Source organism: Actinoplanes sp. NPDC049668, assembly GCF_044465445.1.
Taxonomy (GTDB): domain Bacteria; phylum Actinomycetota; class Actinomycetes; order Mycobacteriales; family Micromonosporaceae; genus Actinoplanes.
Map to the genome: position 1 here is coordinate 363,530 of NZ_JBITLR010000004.1, position 21,342 is coordinate 384,871.

Below are 21,342 nucleotides of genomic sequence, written 5' to 3' on the forward strand. Positions count from 1 at the left end.
GCGGCGTGCTTGATGGTCTCGACGCGATCGCCTGGGCTGACCTGTCACATGCGTACGGCAGCGCGCTGAATACGCCGGCGCTGCTTCGGCAGGCCGGCGCCGAGGACGGCGAAGCGGCGTCGCAGGCTCGGTCCGACCTGCACGGCAGCATCTTTCACCAGGGAACGGTCTACCCCGCGACAGCGGCGGCGGTACCGTTTCTCGCCGAACTCGCCTCGGTGGCCGCGAACCGCCGAGACGAGTTCGTCTGGACGCTGGGAATGCTGGCCGACGATCGGCATGCCTACGGTGACGCCTTCCCGCAGGTGCGGGCGGCGGTCGTCGACCAGGTGGAGTCCCTGCGGGCCCTGCTCGATGACCGCGATCCCCGGGTCCGCGAGGCCGCGGCGTATGCCACGGCGCAGGCGGGTATCGCCGCCGAGCCGTTGTGGCGGCGGTGGGCGGTGGAGGACGACAATGCGGCGCGGGCGGCGCTGACGCTCGCGCTGGGCGAGGTGGACCCCGCCGGCGCGCAAACGGTGCTGGGTGACGCCGCCCTGCGCGGCGACCCGCTGGTCAGGGTCGCCGCCGCGGTGGCGTTGCTCCGGGCGGGCCTGGACTGGCCGGCGGGCACGATCCCCGCCCTGGTGGCCGCGATCGACGACGGCGCGGCCCTCGCCTGGGCCTGGGCGCACGGAGGGGCGTGGTCTGAGGAGATCGTGGTCGAGCCGGTCACCCCGGTGGCGGTCGAGGTCGTCCAGGAGATGCTGCGCTCCCGCAACCCGAAGACCCGCGGGTCCGGGCTCTGGGCGCTGAGCGCGCGCTGCGACGCCCGGCGATCGGCGCCCGCCGTGTTCGTGCCGCTGGTGGCGTCGGTGCTCGACGACGCCGATCCCGGCGTCCGCAAATCGGCGATGGACGTGCTGCGGCAGGCGGGTGCGGTGGCGGGGCGCTTCGCCGACGTGGTGGCCGAGGTCGCCGGCCGTTTCCCGGACACGGCCGGAGAACGGGGATTCACCGTCGAGTACCGGGCGGTGGAGACGCTGCAGTGGCTGGGTGATCCGCGCTGGGTCGAGCCGGTCTGTGCCGCGGGCGCCGGCGGTCACCGGTTCAGGGCCGGCGCGGTCCGCTTCACCCCGGAGGTCTCGGCGGCGATCCGGGCCCGGCTGGCCGCTCACCCCGCAGACGCCGGGGTGCTGGCCCGCATGGTCAGCCAGTGGGGTGCTAACGCCGACGACCTTGTCCCGGACCTGGTCGCCGCGATGCCTCACGCCGGTCCCGAGATCGCCGAGACGCTGCTGATGCTGGGCCGCGACGATGACGCCGCCGTCCCGCACTGGCGAACTCGGGCGATGGAGAAGGGAGACCTGGGGGCGGCCCTGGCGGTGCGGCGGCTGACCGGCGACACCACCGTGGTGCTCGACGCCCTGCGCGCCATCCTGGCGGGAGGCTCGCCGGCATCGCGGATGTCCATGCCGGACATCGGGGAGCTCGGCGAGGCCTTGGCGCCCCTGCTTCCGATCGCGGCCGTACACCTGACCGGTGCGGCCGAGTGGGTCCATCCGCTGCGGGACAAGCAGGTCCTGGCGGCTCGGGTAGTGGCGGCCGTGACCGGACCGGAGGGTGTGCTGCCGACGGTCGAAGCGGTGCTCGTCGCCGGAGACTCACCCGCGCGCCATGCCGCGGATTTCATCGCCGACCTCGCGCTCACGGTTCCGGCCGCGGTCGCCCACCTCGCGCCGCGCCTCCGCGACCGCCTGGACGACCGTTCGAGCAGGCTGTCCGCCGCCCGGGCCCTCGCCCGGCTCGGCACGCCGACGGCGGAGCTGGCCGCGGTGCTGAGCCGCGGAATCACCGACTACGGCGGTCAATTCGCCCTCGCGATCATCCTGGAACTGCAGGCAGCCGAGACGATCCCCGCCCTGGAAGAGAGCCTCCGCGGCGATGACCGTTCCGGTGTGGGCGGTAGCGCGTACGACATCGTCTGGGTCGACGAAATGTGGCAGGAACTTATCGAAGACGCGATCGCGCGCCTGTCAGCTCATTCAGGGCACCAGGCGCCGCGCTCGTAGCCATTGTTCGGTGCGGGCCATGCCGTCGGCGAGGTCGACGGCGGGGTCGTAGCCGAGCAGGCGGCGCGCCTTGTCGATGGAGTAGGTGCCAGTGCGGGTGAAGTACCGCATCGAGGTGGTGTTGAACTCGGTCGCCCGGCCGGCGAGCGCGGCGGCCGCCGCCGTCGCCGAGGCCGCGGCCATGGCGATCCCGGTGGGCGCGCGCAGCGGGCCGCGCTTGCCGAGCATGCGGTAGTAATGGCCGAAGAACTCACCGCAGGGCACGCCGACGCCCCCGCTGAGCGTGAACACCTGACCGGCGGCGCGGGGGTTCCCGGCCGCCCGCAGCAGGCCGTCGACGAGGTCGTCGACGTAGACGGGGCTGAAGATCCCGTTACCCATCGCGGGCAGCAGGAACAGGTTCCTCCTGATCAGCTGCACCGGCAGCACCGTCCACGGCCGCGACCCGGGACCGTATACGTCGCCGGGCCGCACGACGGTGGCGGCGATCCGCCCGGCGGCGTGCGCCTGCAGCACGACCTGCTCACCGGCGATCTTGGTGTCGACGTACGGGTTGCCGTCCGGGCGCACCGCGTGCTCCTCGGTCACGCCGTCCGGGAAGTGGACGTCGGAGAAGGCCCGCACCGAGGACAGGTGCACGAACCGGGTGGCACCGCCGCGGGCGGCGGCCTCGACCACCCTGCGGGTGCCGTCGACGTTGATCCGCCACTGCCCGCGCAGGCCGACGGCGTTGGAGACCACCGCCGCGGCGTGCACGACCAGGTCGGATCCGGCGACCCGGTCCTGCCAGTCGCCGTCCTCGCCGATGTCGCCGGCGACCACGCCGGCCGCCGCGTCGGCGTGCAGGTCCACCCCGCCCACCTCGTGGCCCTCTTCGCGCAGCCGCTGGGACAGGGCGCGCCCGATGAACCCGCCGGCGCCGGTGATGGTGACGCGCATGTCGCTCCACTCCGCCTCGCGCAAAGTCGCGCCCGTCGATGTTGCCACGGCGCCGCCGTGCCAGGCGTCAGGCTTAGGTGGCCGAGACGGCGGCGGGCGTGACCGCGGACAGCGCCGCGGGTGACCCCGCCGGGTAGAGCGCCCAGCGGCGCGCCGAGCGCGTTCTCGCCAGGAACGCGGGAATCCGGTTCGGGCGCACCGACTGGTACCACAGGGCGCCGGACTCGGGGTCCTCGAGAAAGCCGTGGTACTCGTCGGCCGTTCCGGGCTCGAAGGACTCGGCGCCGGTGGCCGCGGGCGGCTCGGTGAACACCGTGACCAGCGCGCCGGGAGGCAGGGTGGCTCGGAGCGGCGCGAGGTCGCCGTCGGTGGGGATCAGCGCCCAGCGGCGGGCCAGGGCGTCGGTGGTCTCCAGCATCGCGAGGTCCGTGCCGGCGTCGGCGGCCGTTCGGCGTACCCGGTCCCAGAACTGGTCGTCGGCGCTCGGCAGGCCCGCCGTGGACACGGGGGTGGCCGCCGGCGGCAGCGGCGTTGCCGCCCGGGCGGGCACGAGGGTCGGGAGGTCGGTCATCCGGAACGCGACGCCGGACTCGCGGATCGTGCGACGGACCTGCTCGCGGATGCTCCCGACGCCGAACAGCAGCACGCAGATGCCCAGCACCCGGATCGCCGTGCGGAGGGCGTCCACGCCCAGCCCCGCGGCGTTGTTCAGGACCACCGATGCGACGAGGGCCGCGGTCCAGAGCGGGATCGCCCAGTGCCGGGTCGCGTCTCCGGCGGTGTCGCCGACCCTGCGCAGCAGCTCGCGGGTCCTGTGGCGCCACACGAAGAAGGCGACGACGTAGGCGAACCCTGACAACAGGTACATCACGCCGAACAGCGACGAGTTCCGCACCACTGTGCTGACCAGTGGGGAAACCGCCGAGGTGCCCTCCGCGTTCAGGTAGGCGCGAACGCCCAGCTGGGTGGCGAACAGAATCATGCCGAGCAGGATCGTCACGCCGATCGTGATCATGACTGCGACGGTCTGTCGCTCCCAGGAACGTGGCGGCCGGGCCGTGAACGACGCATCGGTCATCGCGAGTTCCCATGATCGTTTCGGAGGGTCGCGGGCAACCTACGAGCGTGCGGGAGGCCTGTCAACCGCCGGCGCGGCCCAGCTGGACAGTAGCTCCAGGCCGTCCCCGGAGGGTGTGCCCGGCTCGGCCGAGTAGGTCAGCACCGTCAGGGCGTCGTCGCCGGCCAGTTCGAGGGCCTCGAAGTCCAGTTCCAGCTCGCCGATGGCGGGATGGCGGAACCGCTTCGTGCCGTGCCGGTGCACGTAGACGTCCTGAGCGGCCCACCAGCCGCGGAAGGGCTCGCTGCGCATGGACAGCTCGCCGATGAGGTTCATCAGCTGCCGGTCGTGGGGGTTCTGGGCGGCCGCGACGCGCAGTGCGGCGACGGCGGAGCGGGCGACCTGCGCCCACTGCGGGTAGAACGCCTCGGCGTGCGGGTTCAGGAAGGTGAACCGCATCGAGTTCACCGGTAGACCCGTGGCGAACATGGGCGCGTAGAGCGCCCTGCCCAGCGGGTTCGCGGCGAGGACGTCGAAGCGGTGGTTGCGCAGCAGCGCGGGCACGCCGGTCATCGAGTCCAGCATCCGGCGGATCGCCGGCCGTATCTCCGGTGCCCGGTCACGTCCGGCGCGGGCGCGGACCGGCGTGGGGCCGGCGGCCCGGGCCAGGTGGTAGAGGTGCGCCGTCTCGACGTCGTCGAGCCGCAGCGCGCGGGCGACGGCGTCCAGCACGCTGTCGGAGGCGCCGGCGAGGTTGCCGCGCTCCAGGCGGGTGTAGTACTCGACGCTGACCCCGGCCAGCGCGGCGACCTCGCCGCGGCGCAGCCCGGCGACGCGCCTGCGGCCGTACGCGGGGAGGCCTGCCTGCTCCGGGCTGACCTTCGCCCGGCGCGAGGTGAGGAAGGCCCGGACCTCGCCGCGGTTGTCCATATCCCCAGCCTAGGCATCCCGCCCGCGGTGAGGGGGTCCCTGCCGGTACCCCTTTGACCGGTGTCTCCCTCTCGGCCGCGGCCGGGCGTTTCATGGGTACGGCGAGAGGAGAACACCATGCGCACCGCCAAGCTCGGCGAGCTCGAGGTTGCCCGGATCGGCCTGGGCGCCATGGGCATGTCACACGGATACACCGGCGCCGGCAGCGACGACGCCGAGTCGATCCGCACCATCCACCGCGCCCTCGAACTCGGTGTCACGCTGGTCGACACCGCGGAGATCTACGGCCCGTACGCCAACGAGGAACTCGTCGGCCGGGCGTTGAAGGGACGGCGGGACCAGGTGGTGCTGGCCACCAAGTTCGGCCTCGTCGCGCACGACGGCCGCGGCCCGTGGACGCTGGACAGCGGCCCGGCCAACATCCGCGCCGCGGTCGAGGGCTCGCTGCGACGGCTCGGCTCCGACCACATCGACCTCTACTACCAGCACCGGGTCGACCCGAACACCCCGATCGAGGACACCATGGGCGCGCTCGCGACGCTCGTGAAGGACGGCAAGATCCGCTACGTCGGTCTGTCCGAGGCCTGGATCGACACGGTACGCCGAGCGCACGCGGTACATCCGGTCACCGCCTTGCAGTCGGAGTACTCGCTGTGGACCCGCGACCAGGAGCAGCTGATTCCGGTGCTGCGTGAGCTGGGCATCGGCCTGGTGGCGTACTCGCCGCTCGGGCACGGCTTCCTCACCGGCGCCCTGCGCTCAGCGGCCGACGTCGAGCGCCTGGACGACGACGACTTCCGTAAGAACAACCCGCGTTTCACCGGCGAGAACTTCCGGCGCAACCTGCGCCTCGCCGACGAGGTGCGGCAGGTCGCCGACCAGGCGGGCGCCACCCCGGCCCAGGTCGCCCTGGCCTGGCTGCTCACCAGGGGCGACGACATCGTCCCGATCCCCGGCACCAAGCGGGTGAGCCGGGTGGAGGAGAACACCGCAGCGGACGCCATCAAGCTCACGCCCGCACAGGTCACCAGGCTGGATGCGTTGCCCCCGGCCGCGGGCGGCCACCACACCGACGCCCAGATGCAGATGATCGAACGCTGAGGACGGACGCGATGACCAGGGCCGGCTGTCCGCGCCGTGAGGTGCTGCGCGGCGTCCTGCTCGGGGCGGCCGGGACGGCACTCGGCGCCTGCACCGACTCCCCGGCGGCAGGCGGCCGGGTGCTGCTGGCCTACTTCTCGCGCGCCGGGGAGAACTACTTCTACGGCGGCCGCCGTCGCCTCACCGTGGGCAACACCGAGGTCCTGGCGGGGACGATCCGCCGGCTGATCGGCTGCGACGTGCACCGCATCGAGGCCGCCGACCCCTATCCCGAGGACTACGAGCCGACCGTCGCGCGCAACGTGCGTGAGCAGAACGAGAACGCCCGGCCGGGCATCGCGAACCCGCTGACCTCGATCGACGGCTACGACACGGTCCTGCTCGGCAGCCCGATCTGGAACATCCGGGCACCGATGATCATGACAACCCTGATCGAGGGCCTCGACTTCACCGGCAAGACCATTCACCCGCTCACCACGTACGCGATGAGCGGCCTGGGTAGCACCGAGCGCGACTACGCCGCGTCCTGCCCGGGCGCGAAGCTGGGGGAGGGCCTGGCCGTACGCGGCGAGGAGGTCGCCGACGCCGAGCCGGCGGTTGCGGCCTGGCTGCGCCGAATCGGCCTGCTCAACGGCGCTTCCAGAACAGCCTTTCCGCCCGGTCGGGATCGTTGACGATTTCGCACTCGGCGTCGATCCACATCGTGGCGCGGTCCTTCATCGTGTAGGCGGGCCATCTCGGCACCCCCGTCGCGGCGGGACGGCCGTTGCGGGCGAAGCCCGCCCACAGCTCGCTCATGTGCCGCGCGGTCGCCAGCCGTCCCGGGGGTCGATCGGCGTTGGCGAATTTGAGGCTGATGTCTGCCGCGTGCGGTGTGCCGACCGGGAAGTCGGTGCCGGGTACCAGGGTCGGGTCCTTGTAGGTGAGCTGGTACATGTACACGGGCGCGGCGCGCTGCGCCGCCTTGGCCTCCGCAATCTTGATCGCGTCGCGCCAGATGGGGGAGGTGGTGATCGCGAAGTAGAGCTGGGCCGGCGTCGCGTCAGGCCGCGAGGTGCGGAAGGTATCGATGATCCGATCGAGCTCGGCGCCCTGGTACGTGTCGCCCAGCCGGCTGCGCAGGCCGGCCTCGTCGATGCGGAAGACGTCGGGCGGCCCGAAGAGACTGAAGAACACCGTCTCGTCGCGGCAGGTGCCGCACATCAGCGGCTTGCCGCCCGAGTAAGAAGCGACGCCGTCGGCGAAGGGGTGCCGCGGTATGACGGCGCCGTCGACGAAGGCGCCGAAGCCGGGCAGCGGGTCGGGGTCGCCCCAGGGTGCAACGCCGTTCGCGGCCTCGGACTGCTGGATCTCGAGCAGTCTCGCGGCCGGAATCGCGTGCAGCCTGGGAATGTCCGCCGCGGTCAGCCCCAACAGTTCCAGCGTGCGCCCGGCGCGGGCGGTGGCGCCCTCGCGGGTAGGGAAGCGCAGCGGCGCCGCGCTCTCGATCGAGGCCTTGTGGAACAGCGGCGCGGCGGCCGGCATGGTGTAGACGGCCGCCGTCTTCGCGCCGCCGCCGCTCTCGCCCCAGACCATGACGTTGTCGGCGTCGCCGCCGAAGTCCTCGATGTTCTGCCGGGTCCAGCGCAGCGCCGCGAGAATGTCTAGCATTCCCTGGTTGGCGGCGTAGCCGCCGCCGGCGAGATCGCCCAGGAACAGGTAGCCCAGCAGGCCCAGCCGGTGGTTGGACTCGACCACGACCACGTCGTAGAGCCGCGCCAGGTGGGTGCCGTCCTGCCCCGTGGCGGAGCCGGAGCCGATCATGTAGCCGCCGCCGTGGTTGTAGAACATCACCGGTCGCCGCCCGTGGTCGGCGGCGGGGGTCCAGATGTTGAGGTAGAGGCAGTCCTCGGAGGGGGCCGGCATCCGGCCGTTGCCGTTGGGGCCCATCTCGCCGCCCGCTACCTGGTATGCCGGGTTGGGGAAGCTCACCGCGTCGCGCACGCCGGACCACTTCACGGGCGGCTTCGGTGCCTTGAACCGCAATTCGCCGAGCGGCGGCCTGGCATAGGGAACTCCCAGAAACTTGACGATGCCGTCCTCGCGCCTTCCGCGCACCCTTCCGTAGCGGGTCGCGGCCTCGTCGGTTCTAGGGCGGCCTCCCGCGTGCGCCGGGAATGGCACGCTCACCGCGGCGACCACGGACAAAGAACTGCCGATCATCGCCCTGCGGGTCATTCCTGAGCCGGCCATCAGGCCTCCTTTCGGGACCACAGTCGGTTTGCGCACCGTATTTCGAAGGCACTCACGCGCGGCGCGACGGCGGCTCCGCGCCGGGGTCAGGCATGTAGGCAACGTTCCTCATTAATCCAAACCAACGATAGACATCAATGCACCCCAGGGTCAACGGGATCGATGAAGTTGCTGGTGGGAGCGGCAGCGATGCAAGGCTTGGTGTAGGCAACGTTTCTCGCACTACCTATTGACCATCATGCATCTCCTGCTCTAGCGTCGGAGAGTAGCCATGGTGAAACGATTCAAGATGTTGGGTGCGCGAGGGGCGCATCCATTCCGGAACGGAGAATGAGTCGCTATGCCGCGAGTCGAGAACAGAAGATCGGTCTACTCCCGTATTCGAGGTGTCGTCGTATCCATGATCGTCGCCGGTGGACTCCTCGTGGCCGCGACGCCGAGCGTGGCCTCGGCGGCCGCGAACCCGTATGAGCGGGGCCCGGCCCCGACGGCGTCCAGCATTGCCGCCGTAAGGGGCCCGTTCGCCGTCGCCTCGGTGTCGGTCGCCCGGGGCAACGGCTTCGGCGGTGGGGTGATCTACTACCCGACCGACAGCAGCCAGGGCACGTTCGGCGGTGTCGCCATCTCACCCGGGCTCAACGGCACCTGGGCCGGCATCGCCTGGTTGGGGCCGCGCCTGGCCTCTCAGGGTTTCGTGGTGTTCGGGATCGAGACGAACAACCTCAACGACAGCCCGGCCAGCCGGGGCACGCAGTTGCTGGCGGCGCTGGACTTTCTGACCCGGAGCAGCTCGGTGCGCACCCGGGTCGACGCCGGGCGCCTCGCGGTGGCCGGCCACTCGATGGGTGGCGGCGGAGCCCTCGATGCGGCCCTGCGCCGGCCATCCCTGCGGGCGGCGATCGGAAACGCACCCCACCTGCCCTCGGGAAGCCTTGCCGCCGACCGGGTTCCGACGCTGATCTACGCCATGCAGAACGACACCCTGGTGCCGCCGTCCCGCCTGACGAGCCTGTACAACACGATCCCGGCGGCGACCGAGCACGCCTACCTCGAGGTCGCGGGGGCGGGCCACAACTACATCGGGCAGCCGAGCACGACTCTCGCGCGCACCATGATCCCCTGGCTGAAGATCTTCGTCGACAACGACACCCGCTACAGCCAGTTCCTCTGCCCCTTGACCGACCGGTCCGGCATCTCGGCGTACCGCAACACCTGCCCACTGATCTGACCAAGGGTGGTTCCGCCGGCGGCCGCCGCCGCGGTCGTCCGGCGGGTGATCAGGGTGGGGGAGAGCTTCACGTGGGCGGTGGGCCGGCGCGGTCGGCGATGCGGTCGAGCAGCAGCCGGGCGGCGTCGACCCCCATCTGGTACCCCGCTTGGTCGACGCCACGTCCACGATGGTGACGTGCCGCGCTGGATTCGCCTGTCTCGGCACCTACCCCTCCTTGATAGAAAACGTTACCCATCACAGATCTTGGCTTCCGTGCAGGTCAAGAGCCGAGCTCTCTTGACGTGTAGGGCACCGCCTCGTAAGGTCGGCGAAACATTTGGAGAACGTTACTCACGATCGTCCGTGCGTCGATGAAACGATTCAGCAAGGTTGGCGCCAGTGACAGCTGATCTCAAGGTCCGGCAGTTCGGCCGGGCCGCCACCACGCCGCGGGCCAATCGGCGGCGCGGGGCGCCGCCGTGGTGGTTCGCCCTGCCGGCCCTGCTGTTCTTCGCCTTCGTGGTGCTGGTGCCCAGCGTCCGCGGCGTCTACTACGCCTTCACCGACTGGGACGGGCTCGACCCCGAGTTCGACTTCATCGGCCTGCGCAACTTCACCGACATGCTCGACGACGCCACCGCGTTGCAGGCCATCTGGCACACGCTGCTGATCGCGGTCGCCATCACGGTGATCCAGAACGGCATCGGGCTGCTGCTGGCACTCGGCGTCAACTCCGCGATCAAGAGCCGGAACCTCCTGCGGGTGCTGCTGTTCGCCCCGGTGGTGGTCACCCCGATCGTTACCGCGTACCTGTGGCGGAACCTGCTCGGCCCGGACGGCGCGGTCAACAGCCTGCTCGCCGTCGTCGGTCTGGGGTCCTGGCAGCAGGACTGGCTCGGGGATCCGGAGCTGGCGCTGTGGATGGTCGTGCTGGTGGTGGTCTGGCAGTTCGCCGGCTACTCCATGGTCATCTTCCTGGCCGGGCTGCAGTCGATCCCCCGCGAGATCTACGAGGCGGCCGCGATCGACGGCACCGGCGCGGTGCGCCGCTTCTGGTCGGTGGTCCGGCCGCTGCTCGCCCCGGCGATCACCATCAACCTGATGCTGTCGATCATCGGCGGGATCAAGCTCTTCGACCAGGTGTACGCGCTCACCGGCGGCGGTCCCGGCCACGCGACCGACACCATCTCGACCCTGATCTACAAGGACGCCTTCACGCTCGGCGAGTTCGGCTACAGCATCGCCCTGGCCGTCGTGCTGACGATCATCATCGCGATCGTCTCCGCCGGGCAGTACGCCGTCCTGGCCCGCAACGAGAGGGCGGCCTCATGAACCGCTACACCGCTCGCACGTTCGCGCTCGAGCTGGTCATGGTCGCCGTCGGCATCTTCTTCGCCTTCCCGGTGTACGTGCTGGTGAACCTCGCCGTCCGCAGCCCGTCCGACACGTCCTCGCCGATCCGCCCGACCACCTCGCCGACGCTGTCCAACTTCACCGGGGCGTGGCGCGAGGCCGGCCTCGGTGGCGCGCTGGTCAACAGCGTGCTGGTGACCGCCGTCAGCGTCCTGATCGTGCTGATCCTCTCGGCGCTCGCCGCGTACCCGCTGGCCCGCTCGACCGCCCGCTGGTCCCGCGGCACCTTCCTGCTGATCATGCTGGGCCTGATCCTGCCGTTCCAGCTCGCCGCGCTGCCGCTGTACCAGACCGTCCGCGACCTGGGCCTGCTCGGCTCGGTCTGGTCGCTGGTGCTCTTCTACTCCGGCCTGCAGGTGCCGTTCACGACCTTCCTGTACGTCGGTTTCCTGCGCGCCCTTCCCCGCGACTTCGAGGACGCCGCCGCGATCGACGGCTGCTCGCCGCTCGCCACGTTCCGCTACGTCGTGCTGCCCATGCTCAAGCCGGTCACGGTGACGGCCCTGGTGCTGAACGCCGTCGCCGTCTGGAACGACTTCTTCACGCCGCTGCTCTACCTCAGCGGCAGCGACCGGCAGACCGTCCCGGTCGCCGTGGCCGGCTTCGTCGGCCAGTTCGTCTCGGACTGGAACCTCATCTTCGCCGCCCTGCTGATCAGCATCGTGCCGGTGCTGGTGGTCTACCTCGCGCTGCAGCGCAGCATCATCAACGGCTTTGCCGGGGGGCTGAAGGGATGACCCTTACTGATCTCCAATGCGGGAGTGATCATGAGAAAACCTAGATTCGCGGTCGTCGTCTCCGCCCTGACGGCGCTCACCCTCGCCGCGGCCTGCAGCAGCGGCACCAACGCCAAGTCCGGATCGGACGGCGCCGACAGCAAGACCCTCACCCTCGCCTCCGTCGACCAGGGCTCCATCGAGGACGTCATCAAGGCGTTCGAGGCCGCGAACCCCGGCGTGAAGGTCAACTTCACGACCAGCGGCGCCGACCAGTACCAGGCACAGATCCGTACCCAGCTCGCGTCCGGCACCGCGCCGGACGTGATGACGGTGTGGCCGGGCAACGGCAACCCCGGGGCCACGTACGTCCTGGCCAAGCCCGGCTACCTGCTCGACCTCTCCGACCAGCCGTGGGCCGCGAAGCTGCCGGAGGCGTTCAAGACGGTCGCGCAGTACGAGGGAAAGACCTACAACGCGGTGTTCGGGCTCAACGGCATCGGCGCGGTCTACAACGACGACGCCCTGGCCAAGTCCGGCCTCAAGGCGCCGACCACGTGGACCGAGCTGCTCGCCTTCTGCCGCGACGCCAAGGGCAAGGGCACCCCCGCCTACGCCCTCGGCATCCAGGACAACTGGGTCACCCAGCTCGTCCTCTACGCACTCGCGGCCACCGTCGTCTTCGGCCCGGACCGCGACTTCAACACCAAGCTCGCGAGCGGGCAGGCCACCTTCGCCGGCTCCGCCTGGACCCAGGCCATGGCCGGGTACCAGGAGATGGAGAAGGCCGGCTGCTTCCAGAAGAACCCCCTCGGCACCAGCTACGAGGCCAGCCAGACCCTCGCCGCGACCGGGAAGACCCTCGGCATCGTCCAGGGCAACTGGATCATCAGCCTGCTCAAGCAGAAGAACCCGGCCGGCAGATTCACCATGACCGCGCTGCCGGCCACCGACGACCCGGCCACCTTCCTGATGCCCGCCGCGGCCGGCGCCGGGTACGGCGTGAACGCCAAGGCCAAGAACAAGGACCTCGCGCTCGAGTTCATCACCTTCATCATGTCGCCCGCGGGCATGAAGCTGTTCAACGAGAAGCAGGGCAGCCTGCCGACCCTGCCCGGCGCCGGCACCACGGTCGACCCGGGCCTCAAGGAGCTGACCACCTTCGTGGAGGGCAACCGCACCGTGCCGTTCATGGACCAGCTCTGGCCCAACGCCAAGGTTCAGCAGAGCATGCTCAGCGGCCTGCAGGAGGTCTTCAGCAACCAGGCCACCGCCGACGAGGTCCTCAAGGACATGGACACCGAATACCAGAAGGGCGAGTAGCCACCGGGCGGCCTCCGCGCCCCGCCGGCGCGGGGGCCGCCCGGTCCCGCCACTCAGCCCAAGGGCCGCATGAGGTCGAACCTGGCGCGAAGGCGTTCGGGGAGCCGGCCGGTCAGCCCGTATCCCGGCTGCCCCGGCCAGGGCAGCCGGTACAGGAACTCGCCGAGCAGCACCTCGTCGACCTCCCGGTCGCCTCGGTCGAAACGCTCGTCGAAGTAATCCAGGACGCCCCGCCAGTCCAGGTCGTCCTCGCCGTCCCGCAGGTAGGCCTCGACGATGCGGTCGGTGAAGCCCTCACCGACGCCGAACCAGACGTGCGGGGAGAGGCCCCAGTTCACCATGTGGGCCTCTAAGTCCGGCCGGAGGACCGGGAAGCGATCCACGAGGGCCTGAACGAACTCGATCGCCGTCACGGCGCCGGCCCTCTTTTCTCGCGCGATGTTGATCATTGTGCTCCGGCCGGACCGGCGGCGACACCCGTTTACGGTGCCGAGGTGAACTCGGTGGTGCCGGCGCCGACGGCGTAGACGTCGTACAGGCCGTCGCGGCGCAGCAGGGTCGCGCCGGAGGTGACGGCCGTGCTGGTCGCCGACGCCGAGGCGAGAGGGACCCAGACCTGTCCGCTGGTTCCGGCGGGTGCGGTGACCTGGATGCGGAACTGACCGGCGGAGTCGCGTGCCCACTTGACGACCAGGGAGCCGCCGGCCGTCGGTACCTGGCCCTGAGCCCACGTGAGCGTGCCGGCCTGCGGCTTGACCTGCCAGGTTGCGTAGCCGGGGTTGATCGCGGTGGCGCCGAGGACGTTCTCGGTGAGCAGCTGTGTCGGGCCGGCTCCCCAGGCGTGCGCCAGGCTGTCGAAGCCGCGCGACGGCAGGCCGTTGGCGTTGACGAACTCCCAGAACGTGCCGGTGTAGTAGCCGCTGTTCGGGTCCACCTGGATGCCCCAGTGGCGGCGCAGGAGGTCGAGCGCGCCGGCCGTGTCGTTGCTGCTGAAGCGGGCCATGACCTCCCAGGTGTTGTTGAGCGGCTCGATCGTGTGGCCGTACGGGTCGGCCATGCTCGGCGCGGGCTGGGAGATCTGGCTGCCGTGCGCCTGCCACCGCGCCCGGAAGTAGCTCAGGATGCCGTTCACCCGGTCCGCGGGCGCGACACCGAGCCGGACCGCGTTCATGTTGGCGTCGAGCGGGAAGACGTTCGGCCGGCTGTTGGTGTGCTGGTAGAGCCCGGTGGAGGTGTTGAACAGGCGGGCGTTGATCGCGGCCTTCAGGGCGTTGGCCTTGTTGGTGTACTCGGTCACCCGGGCCGCGGTGCCGACCCGGCTCTCCATCCAGATCATGTTCTGCAGCAGCTCGTAGTAGGCGAGGCTGTACTCGGTGACCTCGCCACTCTGCGAGGTCTGCCAGTAGTCGTTGTCGTTCGTCACGACCAGGCCGTTCGCGTTGACCCGGGTGGCGTGGTACGCGGTCGCGGCCTCCAGTTTCGACCGCAGCCCGGTGATGAACGACGTGTCGTTGGTGTAGCGGTAGTACTGGACCGCGATGATCGCCGAATAGGCCGAGTACGTCACCGCGTAGTCGAAGGCGCCGCAGCCGCGGAAACCGACGGCGCTGGTGAGCCGGCCGTTCGACGCCTGCAGGTTGGTGATGCTGGTGATCGAGCCCTTGACGTACGGCGCGCTGTTCGTGCCGAGGGAGAGCTGGGCGACCGGGTTGGTGATCATGAGGTCGCCGGACCAGATGGCCCGGTCGCGCTTGGCGCCGTCGAAGATGACCGGCACGGTGAAGCAGGACGCGACGCCGGTGGGCACCATGTCCAGCTGCGCGGTGTAGGCGCCGGCGTACCACATGCGGTTGAGCTGGTCGTCGCTGGAGACGAACCAGCCCTGGTACCGGTCGGGGGTGGCGCGGTACGCCTTGAAGTTGACGCCGGCGGCGGTCAGGGTCACGCTGCCGACCGTGGTCAGCTGGAGCGCCGCGAACCGGAAGCCGCCGCGCAGCGCGCCGGTGTAGGTGCGTGCGCCGTTGACGGAGAAGGTGACCGCCGAGCCGTTGTCGCTGTTGTAGACCCCGCCGCTGCCGGCGGTCAGGAACGGCAGCGCCTCGCTGGTGGCGACGCGGACGGTGGCCGTACCGCTGGAAGAGACCGTGATGAACGGCGTGCCGCCGACCTCCTTGCCGAAGTCGAGGATGACGGTCGCGGGGGTGTTCGTCGCGGTGGTCCTCAGGACGGTGGCGCCGGTGCCCTGGCCGGCGAGGCCGCCGGCGTTGGTGACGCTGCCGCTGGTGCGGGTGATGCTCGCGGCGCGCACGCTGTCGGTGGCCGGCGCGGGCACCAGGGCCTGCCAGTTCGGGTCGGCGGGCCAGGTCGGCGGCGCGGCCGCGGCCCGGCCGGGCATCGCGGTCATGGCCAGCAGGCAGACGACGGCGCCGGCCAGGACACTCCGGGATCGGGGACGATCATGCATGGGCCTTCTCCTTACAGGAGCGTGTTGTAACGTTTCATTCAATGCGAAGACTGTGAGAAACGTTTCCCAGATGTTTCGCAGACGATAGGCATCGATGTCGCGATGGGTCAAGAGACCCGATGGGGAACGTTTCTCAGACGGCTGCCGTGGTGCGCCGGACCACCAGGGTCGGCGTCAGCTTCACGGTGGCGGTCCGGCGGTCGCGGTCGGCGATGCGGTCCACCAGCAGCCGGGCGGCGTTCGCGCCCATCTCGCGGCCGTCCTGGTCGACGCTGGTCAGCGAGATCGGCCCGAACGCCGCGAGGGCGCTGTTGTCGTAGCCGGCCACGGAGATGTCGCCGGGCACGGACAGTCCGGCCTCGGCGATCGCCTCCAGCGCGCCGAGCGCGACGACGTCCGCGCCCGCGAAGACGGCGGTGGGCCGGACCGGGCGGGCCAGCAGCGCCTTCGCCCCGAGGTAGCCGCCCTCGTGGGTGTAGGTGGTCGAGGCGATGTCGATCTCGTCGCCGAGCCCGCGGGCGCGCATCGCGTCCCGGTAGCCGTCGGCGCGCAGGGCGTTGGGCATCTCCCGCAGGCGTACGGGATCGGTCTCGTGGTGTTCGATGTGCGCGATCCGGCGGTGGCCGAGATCGGCGAGGTGGTCGACGACCAGCGCGGCGCCGACCGCGTCGTCGTCGGTGACCGTGTCGTAGGTGGTGGAGGGGCCGTGCCGGCCGACGACGACGGTGGGCACGCTGCGGGCGACCGCGTTGAGCCGGGCCTTGGCGGAGACCGGCGCGATCAGGACCAGGCCGTCCATGTTGCGGTCGATCATGGCCTCGATGACCCGGGCCTCGGCCTTCTCGCCGTTGCAGCCGGGTGCGAGCAGCACCTGGTAGTCGGTGCCGGCCAGCTGGGCGGTGATCCCGTCGAGGATGTCGGCGAAGAACAGGTTGCGCAGCTCGGGGAGCATGACGCCGATCGTGTACGTCTGGCCGCGTAGCCCGCGGGCGGCGGCCGACGGCCGGTACCCGAGCTCGGCGATGGACTGCCGCACCTTGGCCCGCATGGCGGGGCTGGCGCCGTACGCGTTGCGCAGGACCTTGGACACCGTGGTGGTGGACACCTGCGCGTGGCGGGCGACGTCGACGATCGTGATCCGCCGGGGCGCTGACTTGTCCACCGGGACAGCGTACTGATCATCCGGGCCAGGGTGTTGACTCGTGGCGCCGTCGATGGTCGAGTCTTCCGATGGGACGCACGGCCGCACGCATGTCCGCCATCGCCGCCGCCACCGTCCTGGCCGTCGCGGTCGTGGCGCCGCCGCCCGCGTACGCACACGGCGGCCTGGTGAGCTCCACCCCACCGCAGGGGGCGACGGTGGACGCGCCGGTCGAGGCGGTGTCGCTGGCGTTCACCGAGAAGCCCGCGCGGTTCGCCTTCTTCGCCGTGTACGCGCCGAGCGGGATCCGCGTCGACCAGCCCTGGTCGCACGCGGAGCCGTTCCGCCTCGAGCGGCCGGTCAAGGAGTTCCAGCTCGTCGACGGGGTGTGGCAGCCGCGGGAGTTCGCCGCGGGCTTCCCGGCCCGGGTGCCGGTGACGCACTGGCCGGAGCGCGGGCCGTACCTGGTCCGCTATCAGAGCGTCGCCTCCGACGGTGAGCCGGTCGCGGGGGAGGTCCGCTTCACCTACGGCGGCGCGGTGACCGCGGCGCCGCCGGGCTGGATCGCGCCGACCGGCGGCCCCTCCGCGGAGCTGCTCGCCGCCGCCGGCCAGGGGCACGACGCCGCACCCGCGCCGAGCGGGACCGCCGCGGCCGCCGCGCCGGCGCCGGTCGACAAGGGGCCGTGGCCCTGGCTAGTGCCGATCCTGCTGGTGGTCGCCGTCGCCGGGGCGATCGCCCTGGCGGTGACCGGACGGCGAAAGACGACTCACCGTTCCTGAGGCACAACTCACGGTTGCCGTGGGCGTGCGGATTCCCTTGCGACGCCCCGGTATCGTCCGTCCGCGCGCGATCGACATGTGTCGACGGGCGGGATGGACGGAGATCCTGAATGGCAGTGTTGGGTTCGTCGGCCGCCGCGAGTCCGGAGCGGATCGGGAACCGGGAGGACTTCGGCCGGGAGTTGTCCCTGCTGCGCCAGGTCGCGGGGCTCAGCGTCCGTGAGGTCGCGGCCCGGACCGGCGGCTACCGCAACCACAGCACCATCGGCGACTGGTTCGCCGGCCGCGGGCTGCCCGCCGCGTCGTCGCGCGAACTGCTCGTCCAGGTGCTGCGGGCCTGCGGCGTCACCGACCCCGAGTCGACCGCCGCGTGGGTGCAGGCCTGGCAGCGCCTGCGCCGGGCGCCGGGACCCCGCCCGCTCGGCCCGGAGCCGTACCGGGGGCTGGCGAGCTTCGAGCCCGAGCACGCGGAATGGTTCTTCGGGCGCGAGGCCCTGACCGCCGAGCTGATCGACCGGCTCGCGACCGCGTACGCGGCGGGCGGCGGGATGCAGGTCGTCGTCGGCGCGTCCGGCTCGGGCAAGTCGTCGCTGCTGCGCGCCGGGCTGATCCACGCGGTGCGGGGCGGCGGGCTCGCCGGCGACGGCTGGTCGGTGCGGCTGTTCACGCCCGGGCGCGCGCCCCTCGACGAGCTCGGGGCCCAGCTTGCCGCCGAGTCGGGCCTGCCGCACGAGGAGGTGGCGGCCGGCCTGCGCGAGCATCCGGCGGGCGCGGCGCAGTACGCGCACCACCGCCTGCTGCTCGTCGTCGACCAGTTCGAGGAGACGTTCACCACCTGCGACGACCGGGCGCAGCGGCAGTCGTTCGTCACCGCGCTGTGCGCCGCCGCCGGCCCGGGCCGGGCCCTGGTCGTGATCGGGCTGCGGGCCGACTTCTACGCCCCGCTGCTGCGCCACCCCGAGCTCGTCGCCGCGGTCCGCGCCAACCAGCTCACCGTCGCGCCGATGGCGGACGCGGACCTGCGCCGCGCGATCACCGAGCCGGCCCGCAAGGCCGGCGTCGAGGTGACCGACGGCCTCGTCGAGTTGCTGCTCAGCGAGGGCCCCGCCCGGTCGCACGACGCCGCCGTGCTCCCGCTGTTGTCACACGCGCTGCTCGCGACGTGGCAGCACAGCCGGGACCGCCGGCTCACCGTCGCCGACTACCGGGAGGTCGGCGGGATCGACCGCGCCGTCGCGGCCTCCGCCGACGCGGTGTACGCGGAGTTCGACGAGGGCCGGCGCCACCTCGCGCGGCAGGTGTTCCTCGGCCTCGTGCACATCGCCGCGGACGCGCCGGACACCCGGCGCCGCCGCGACCGGGCCGAGCTCGTCGCCGAGTGCGGAGGCCCGGCCGAGGAGGTGACCGAGGTGCTCGACCGCTTCGTCGCCGGACGGCTGATCACAGTGGACGCCGACCGGGTGCAGCTCAGCCACGAGGCGCTGCTGACCGCCTGGCCCGAGCTGCGCGGCTGGCTGGAGGCCGACCGCGCCGGCATGCTCACCCGCCGGCACCTCGTCGAGGCGGCCGCCACCTGGCAGCGTGAGCAGCGCTGCCACACGGCCCTGTACCGCGGTGCCCGGCTCGCGGTGGCGCGGGAGTGGGCGCAGCGTACCGGCGCGCCGGCGCTCAGCCCGGTGGCCCGCGACTTCCTGGCCGCCTCGCTCGCCCGTGAGCTCGCCGAGCGCGACACCGCCCGGCGCCGGACCCGTCGCCTGCGCCAGCTGGTCGCCGGGCTCACCGTGCTCTTCCTGCTCGCCACGACCATGACCGTGCTGGCGGTCCGGTCGCAGCGGGCCTCGGACCGCCAGCGCGACGAGGCCGTGTCCCGGCAGGTCGCGGAGGAGGTCGGCCCGCTGCGGGGCGGCAACCCGGCCCTGGCCAACCAGCTGAGCCTGGCCGCGTACCGGCTGGCCCGGACCCCGGAGGCGCGGGGCGCGCTGCTCAGCTCGTTCGCCGCGCCGTACTCCATCCGGCTGACCGGGCACACCGGGTACGTGCACGACGTGCAGTTCAGCCCCGACCGCCGGCTGCTCGCCAGCGCGAGCAGCGACCGCACCGTACGGCTGTGGGACGCCACCGACCCGCACCGCCCCACGCCGCGGGCGGTGCTCGACGCGGCGTCGGACTACGTGACGTCGGTGACGTTCAGCCCGGACGGCGCGACCCTCGTCACCACCAGCGCCGATCACACGGTGTGCCTGTGGGACGTCCGCGACCCGGACCGGGTCACCCGGACGGCCGTCATCACCGCTCACCGCGGCGCCGTCGACCAGGCGGCGTTCAGCCCCGACGGCCGCACCCTGGCCACCGCGGGCGGCGACCGCACCGTACGGCTGTGGGACGTCACGGACCGCCGGGACCCCCGCCCGCTCGCGACGCTGACCGGCGCGCGGGCGATGTTCTCCGTGGCGTTCAGCCCGGACGGGCGGACCCTGGCCGGCGGCGACGAACGCGACGTCCGGCTCTGGGACGTCAGCGATCCGCGGCGGCCCGGCGCCGCCGAAACGCTCGCCGGGCACACCGACGTGGTCAGCATGATCGCGTTCAGCCCGGACGGCCGGACCCTCGCCACCGGTAGCTACGACCGCACCGCGCGGCTGTGGAGCCTCGCCGGCGGCACGTCGAGCGTCATCACCGACCACACCGGCCTGGTGTACTCCGTCGCGTTCAGCCCCGACGGCCGCACCCTGGCCACCGGCAGCGGCGACGCCACCGCGCGGCTGTGGAACGTGACGGACCCGCGCCGGCCGGTCGCGGTCACCACCCTGCTGCGCCGCACCGACGAGCGCGGCGAGACGAACGCCATCACCGCGGTCGCGTTCAGCCCGGACGGCCGGAGCCTGGCCACCGGCAGCTACGACTACACCGTACGGCTGTGGGAGCTGACCGGCCCGGCGCCGACCGGGCAGGCGGACGCGGTCCGTCCGCTGCAGTTCGGACCGGACGACCGCCGGCTGCTGCTCGGTCCGGGCCGGACCCCGGCGGTACGGGCCTGGGCGGTCGACGACCGGGCCGCGTTGATCGACCCGGTCGACGCGCCCGCGGCGGGATCGGTGACCTTCTGCCGCGGCTCCCGGCTGCTCGTCACGGCGACGGCGACCGACGTACGGCTGTCCGAGCTGGGCGACGCGCGACGCGTCACGCGGCTGTCGCGGCTGGAACCCGGCCTGGCCGGCGACGTGCCACTGCCCGCGTGCGGCCGCGACGGGCGGCTGCTGGCGGTGCTCGGCGCGCGCAGCCGGGCCGCCCGGCTGTGGGACGTCACCGACGCCCGCCGCCCGGTCGCACTGTCCTCGTTCATTGCGACGGGACACACCAACTCGCTGAACATGGCCGCCCTCAGCCCCGACGACCGCATCCTCGCGACCGCCGGCATCGACCACACCGCGCGGCTGTGGGACCTGACCGACCCGCGCCGCCCGGTCCCGGCGGGGACGCTCGCCGGGCACGCCGACGCGGTCAACACCGTCGCGTTCAGCCCGGACGGCCGGCTCGTGGCGACCGGCGCCAACGACGGCACCATCCGGCTCTGGGACGTGACCGACCCCTACCGCCCGTCCGCGCTGGCGACGCTGACCGGGCACACCGCCTTCCTCGAGGAGGTCATGTTCGGCCCGGACGGCCGCACGCTCGCCAGCAGCGGCGGCGACCGCACCGTACGGCTGTGGGACGTCGGCGATCCCCGCCGGCCCGCGCGGCTGGCCACCCTGACCGGCCACACGGCGACCGTGAGCGCCGTGGCGTTCACCTCCGACGGCGGCCGGCTGGCCACGGCGAGCGCGGACGGCACGGTCCGGACCTGGGACCTGGACCCCGACCGGGTCGCCCGGCGGGTGTGCGCGCTCGCGCACCCCACGCTCACCCGCGCCGAATGGGACGGCCACTTCCCCGGCATCGCCTACCGGCCGCCGTGCCGTACGGCGCTGTCCGGCTAACCGCCC

The 21,342-nt window shown here is 72.0% G+C and carries 16 protein-coding genes; 9 read left to right on the forward strand and 7 right to left on the reverse strand.

From position 1 onward, the window contains the following. Positions 1–5 precede the first annotated feature (5 nt). Complete coding sequence (locus ACIBSW_RS18940; protein WP_354723570.1) at positions 6–2,051, forward strand: hypothetical protein; 2,046 nt, start codon at positions 6–8, stop codon at positions 2,049–2,051. Here the strand turns inward: ACIBSW_RS18940 and ACIBSW_RS18945 are convergent. The 3 genes from ACIBSW_RS18945 to ACIBSW_RS18955 all read right to left on the reverse strand — a co-directional run bounded on the left by ACIBSW_RS18945 (position 2,025) and on the right by ACIBSW_RS18955 (position 4,977). Continuing rightward, positions 2,025–3,038: an NAD(P)-dependent oxidoreductase gene (locus ACIBSW_RS18945; protein WP_354723568.1), complete on the reverse strand. Its 1,014-nt coding sequence runs from the start codon at positions 3,036–3,038 to the stop codon at positions 2,025–2,027. The genes ACIBSW_RS18940 and ACIBSW_RS18945 overlap by 27 nt on opposite strands. 25 nt (positions 3,039–3,063) lie before the next feature. Beyond that, a complete protein-coding gene (locus ACIBSW_RS18950; protein ID WP_354723566.1) occupies positions 3,064–4,005 on the reverse strand; it encodes a hypothetical protein in 942 nt (313 codons plus the stop codon). A 102-nt stretch (positions 4,006–4,107) separates the two neighbouring features. Next, entirely contained in the window at positions 4,108–4,977 is an 870-nt protein-coding gene (locus ACIBSW_RS18955) for a helix-turn-helix transcriptional regulator (protein WP_354723564.1), read from the reverse strand. Between the two features lie 117 nt (positions 4,978–5,094). Between ACIBSW_RS18955 and ACIBSW_RS18960 the strand changes: the two genes are divergently transcribed. Together ACIBSW_RS18960 and ACIBSW_RS18965 are read left to right on the forward strand one after the other, a co-directional pair. Further along, a complete protein-coding gene (locus ACIBSW_RS18960) occupies positions 5,095–6,078 on the forward strand; it encodes an aldo/keto reductase (protein WP_354723562.1) in 984 nt (327 codons plus the stop codon). Between the two features lie 11 nt (positions 6,079–6,089). Then, positions 6,090–6,752, forward strand: a complete 663-nt coding sequence (locus tag ACIBSW_RS18965) for a flavodoxin (RefSeq protein ID WP_354723560.1) — start codon at positions 6,090–6,092, stop codon at positions 6,750–6,752. Here the strand turns inward: ACIBSW_RS18965 and ACIBSW_RS18970 are convergent. Beyond that, on the reverse strand, positions 6,706–8,310 hold the full coding sequence (locus ACIBSW_RS18970; protein ID WP_354723558.1) for a carboxylesterase family protein: 1,605 nt from the start codon (positions 8,308–8,310) through the stop codon (positions 6,706–6,708). The genes ACIBSW_RS18965 and ACIBSW_RS18970 overlap by 47 nt on opposite strands. Before the next feature lie 400 nt (positions 8,311–8,710). Here ACIBSW_RS18970 and ACIBSW_RS18975 point away from each other — a divergent pair, with 400 nt between their 5' ends. The 4 genes from ACIBSW_RS18975 (at position 8,711) to ACIBSW_RS18990 (ending at position 12,972) form a co-directional block, all read left to right on the forward strand. Further along, positions 8,711–9,538, forward strand: coding sequence for an alpha/beta hydrolase (locus tag ACIBSW_RS18975; RefSeq protein ID WP_354723556.1), 828 nt, complete (start codon positions 8,711–8,713; stop codon positions 9,536–9,538). Between the two features lie 381 nt (positions 9,539–9,919). Continuing rightward, the gene (locus tag ACIBSW_RS18980; RefSeq protein WP_354723554.1) at positions 9,920–10,852 is read left to right on the forward strand and encodes a sugar ABC transporter permease; all 933 of its coding nucleotides are present in this window, start codon (positions 9,920–9,922) and stop codon (positions 10,850–10,852) included. After that, positions 10,849–11,670 (forward strand): carbohydrate ABC transporter permease, encoded by an 822-nt coding sequence (locus ACIBSW_RS18985; protein WP_354723552.1) that lies wholly within the window; start codon positions 10,849–10,851, stop codon positions 11,668–11,670. Before ACIBSW_RS18980 ends, ACIBSW_RS18985 begins: the two co-directional genes overlap by 4 nt. A 30-nt stretch (positions 11,671–11,700) precedes the next feature. Further along, positions 11,701–12,972 carry an extracellular solute-binding protein gene (locus ACIBSW_RS18990; RefSeq protein ID WP_354723550.1) on the forward strand — a complete coding sequence of 424 codons (1,272 nt, stop codon included), beginning with the start codon at positions 11,701–11,703 and terminating at the stop codon, positions 12,970–12,972. Between the two features lie 53 nt (positions 12,973–13,025). Here the strand turns inward: ACIBSW_RS18990 and ACIBSW_RS18995 are convergent, their stop codons facing one another. From ACIBSW_RS18995 to ACIBSW_RS19005, 3 genes are all read right to left on the reverse strand, one after another. Further along, entirely contained in the window at positions 13,026–13,421 is a 396-nt protein-coding gene (locus ACIBSW_RS18995; RefSeq protein ID WP_354723548.1) for a hypothetical protein, read from the reverse strand. Between the two features lie 32 nt (positions 13,422–13,453). After that, the gene (locus ACIBSW_RS19000) at positions 13,454–15,436 is read right to left on the reverse strand and encodes an alpha-L-rhamnosidase C-terminal domain-containing protein (RefSeq protein WP_354723546.1); all 1,983 of its coding nucleotides are present in this window, start codon (positions 15,434–15,436) and stop codon (positions 13,454–13,456) included. Between the two features lie 133 nt (positions 15,437–15,569). Beyond that, the gene (locus ACIBSW_RS19005) at positions 15,570–16,598 is read right to left on the reverse strand and encodes a LacI family DNA-binding transcriptional regulator (protein WP_354723544.1); all 1,029 of its coding nucleotides are present in this window, start codon (positions 16,596–16,598) and stop codon (positions 15,570–15,572) included. 68 nt (positions 16,599–16,666) lie between these two features. Between ACIBSW_RS19005 and ACIBSW_RS19010 the strand changes: the two genes are divergently transcribed. Beyond that, a complete protein-coding gene (locus tag ACIBSW_RS19010; protein ID WP_354723542.1) occupies positions 16,667–17,359 on the forward strand; it encodes a copper resistance CopC family protein in 693 nt (230 codons plus the stop codon). 110 nt (positions 17,360–17,469) lie between these two features. Continuing rightward, complete coding sequence (locus ACIBSW_RS19015) at positions 17,470–21,336, forward strand: hypothetical protein (protein ID WP_354723540.1); 3,867 nt, start codon at positions 17,470–17,472, stop codon at positions 21,334–21,336. Positions 21,337–21,342: the final 6 nt, after the last annotated feature.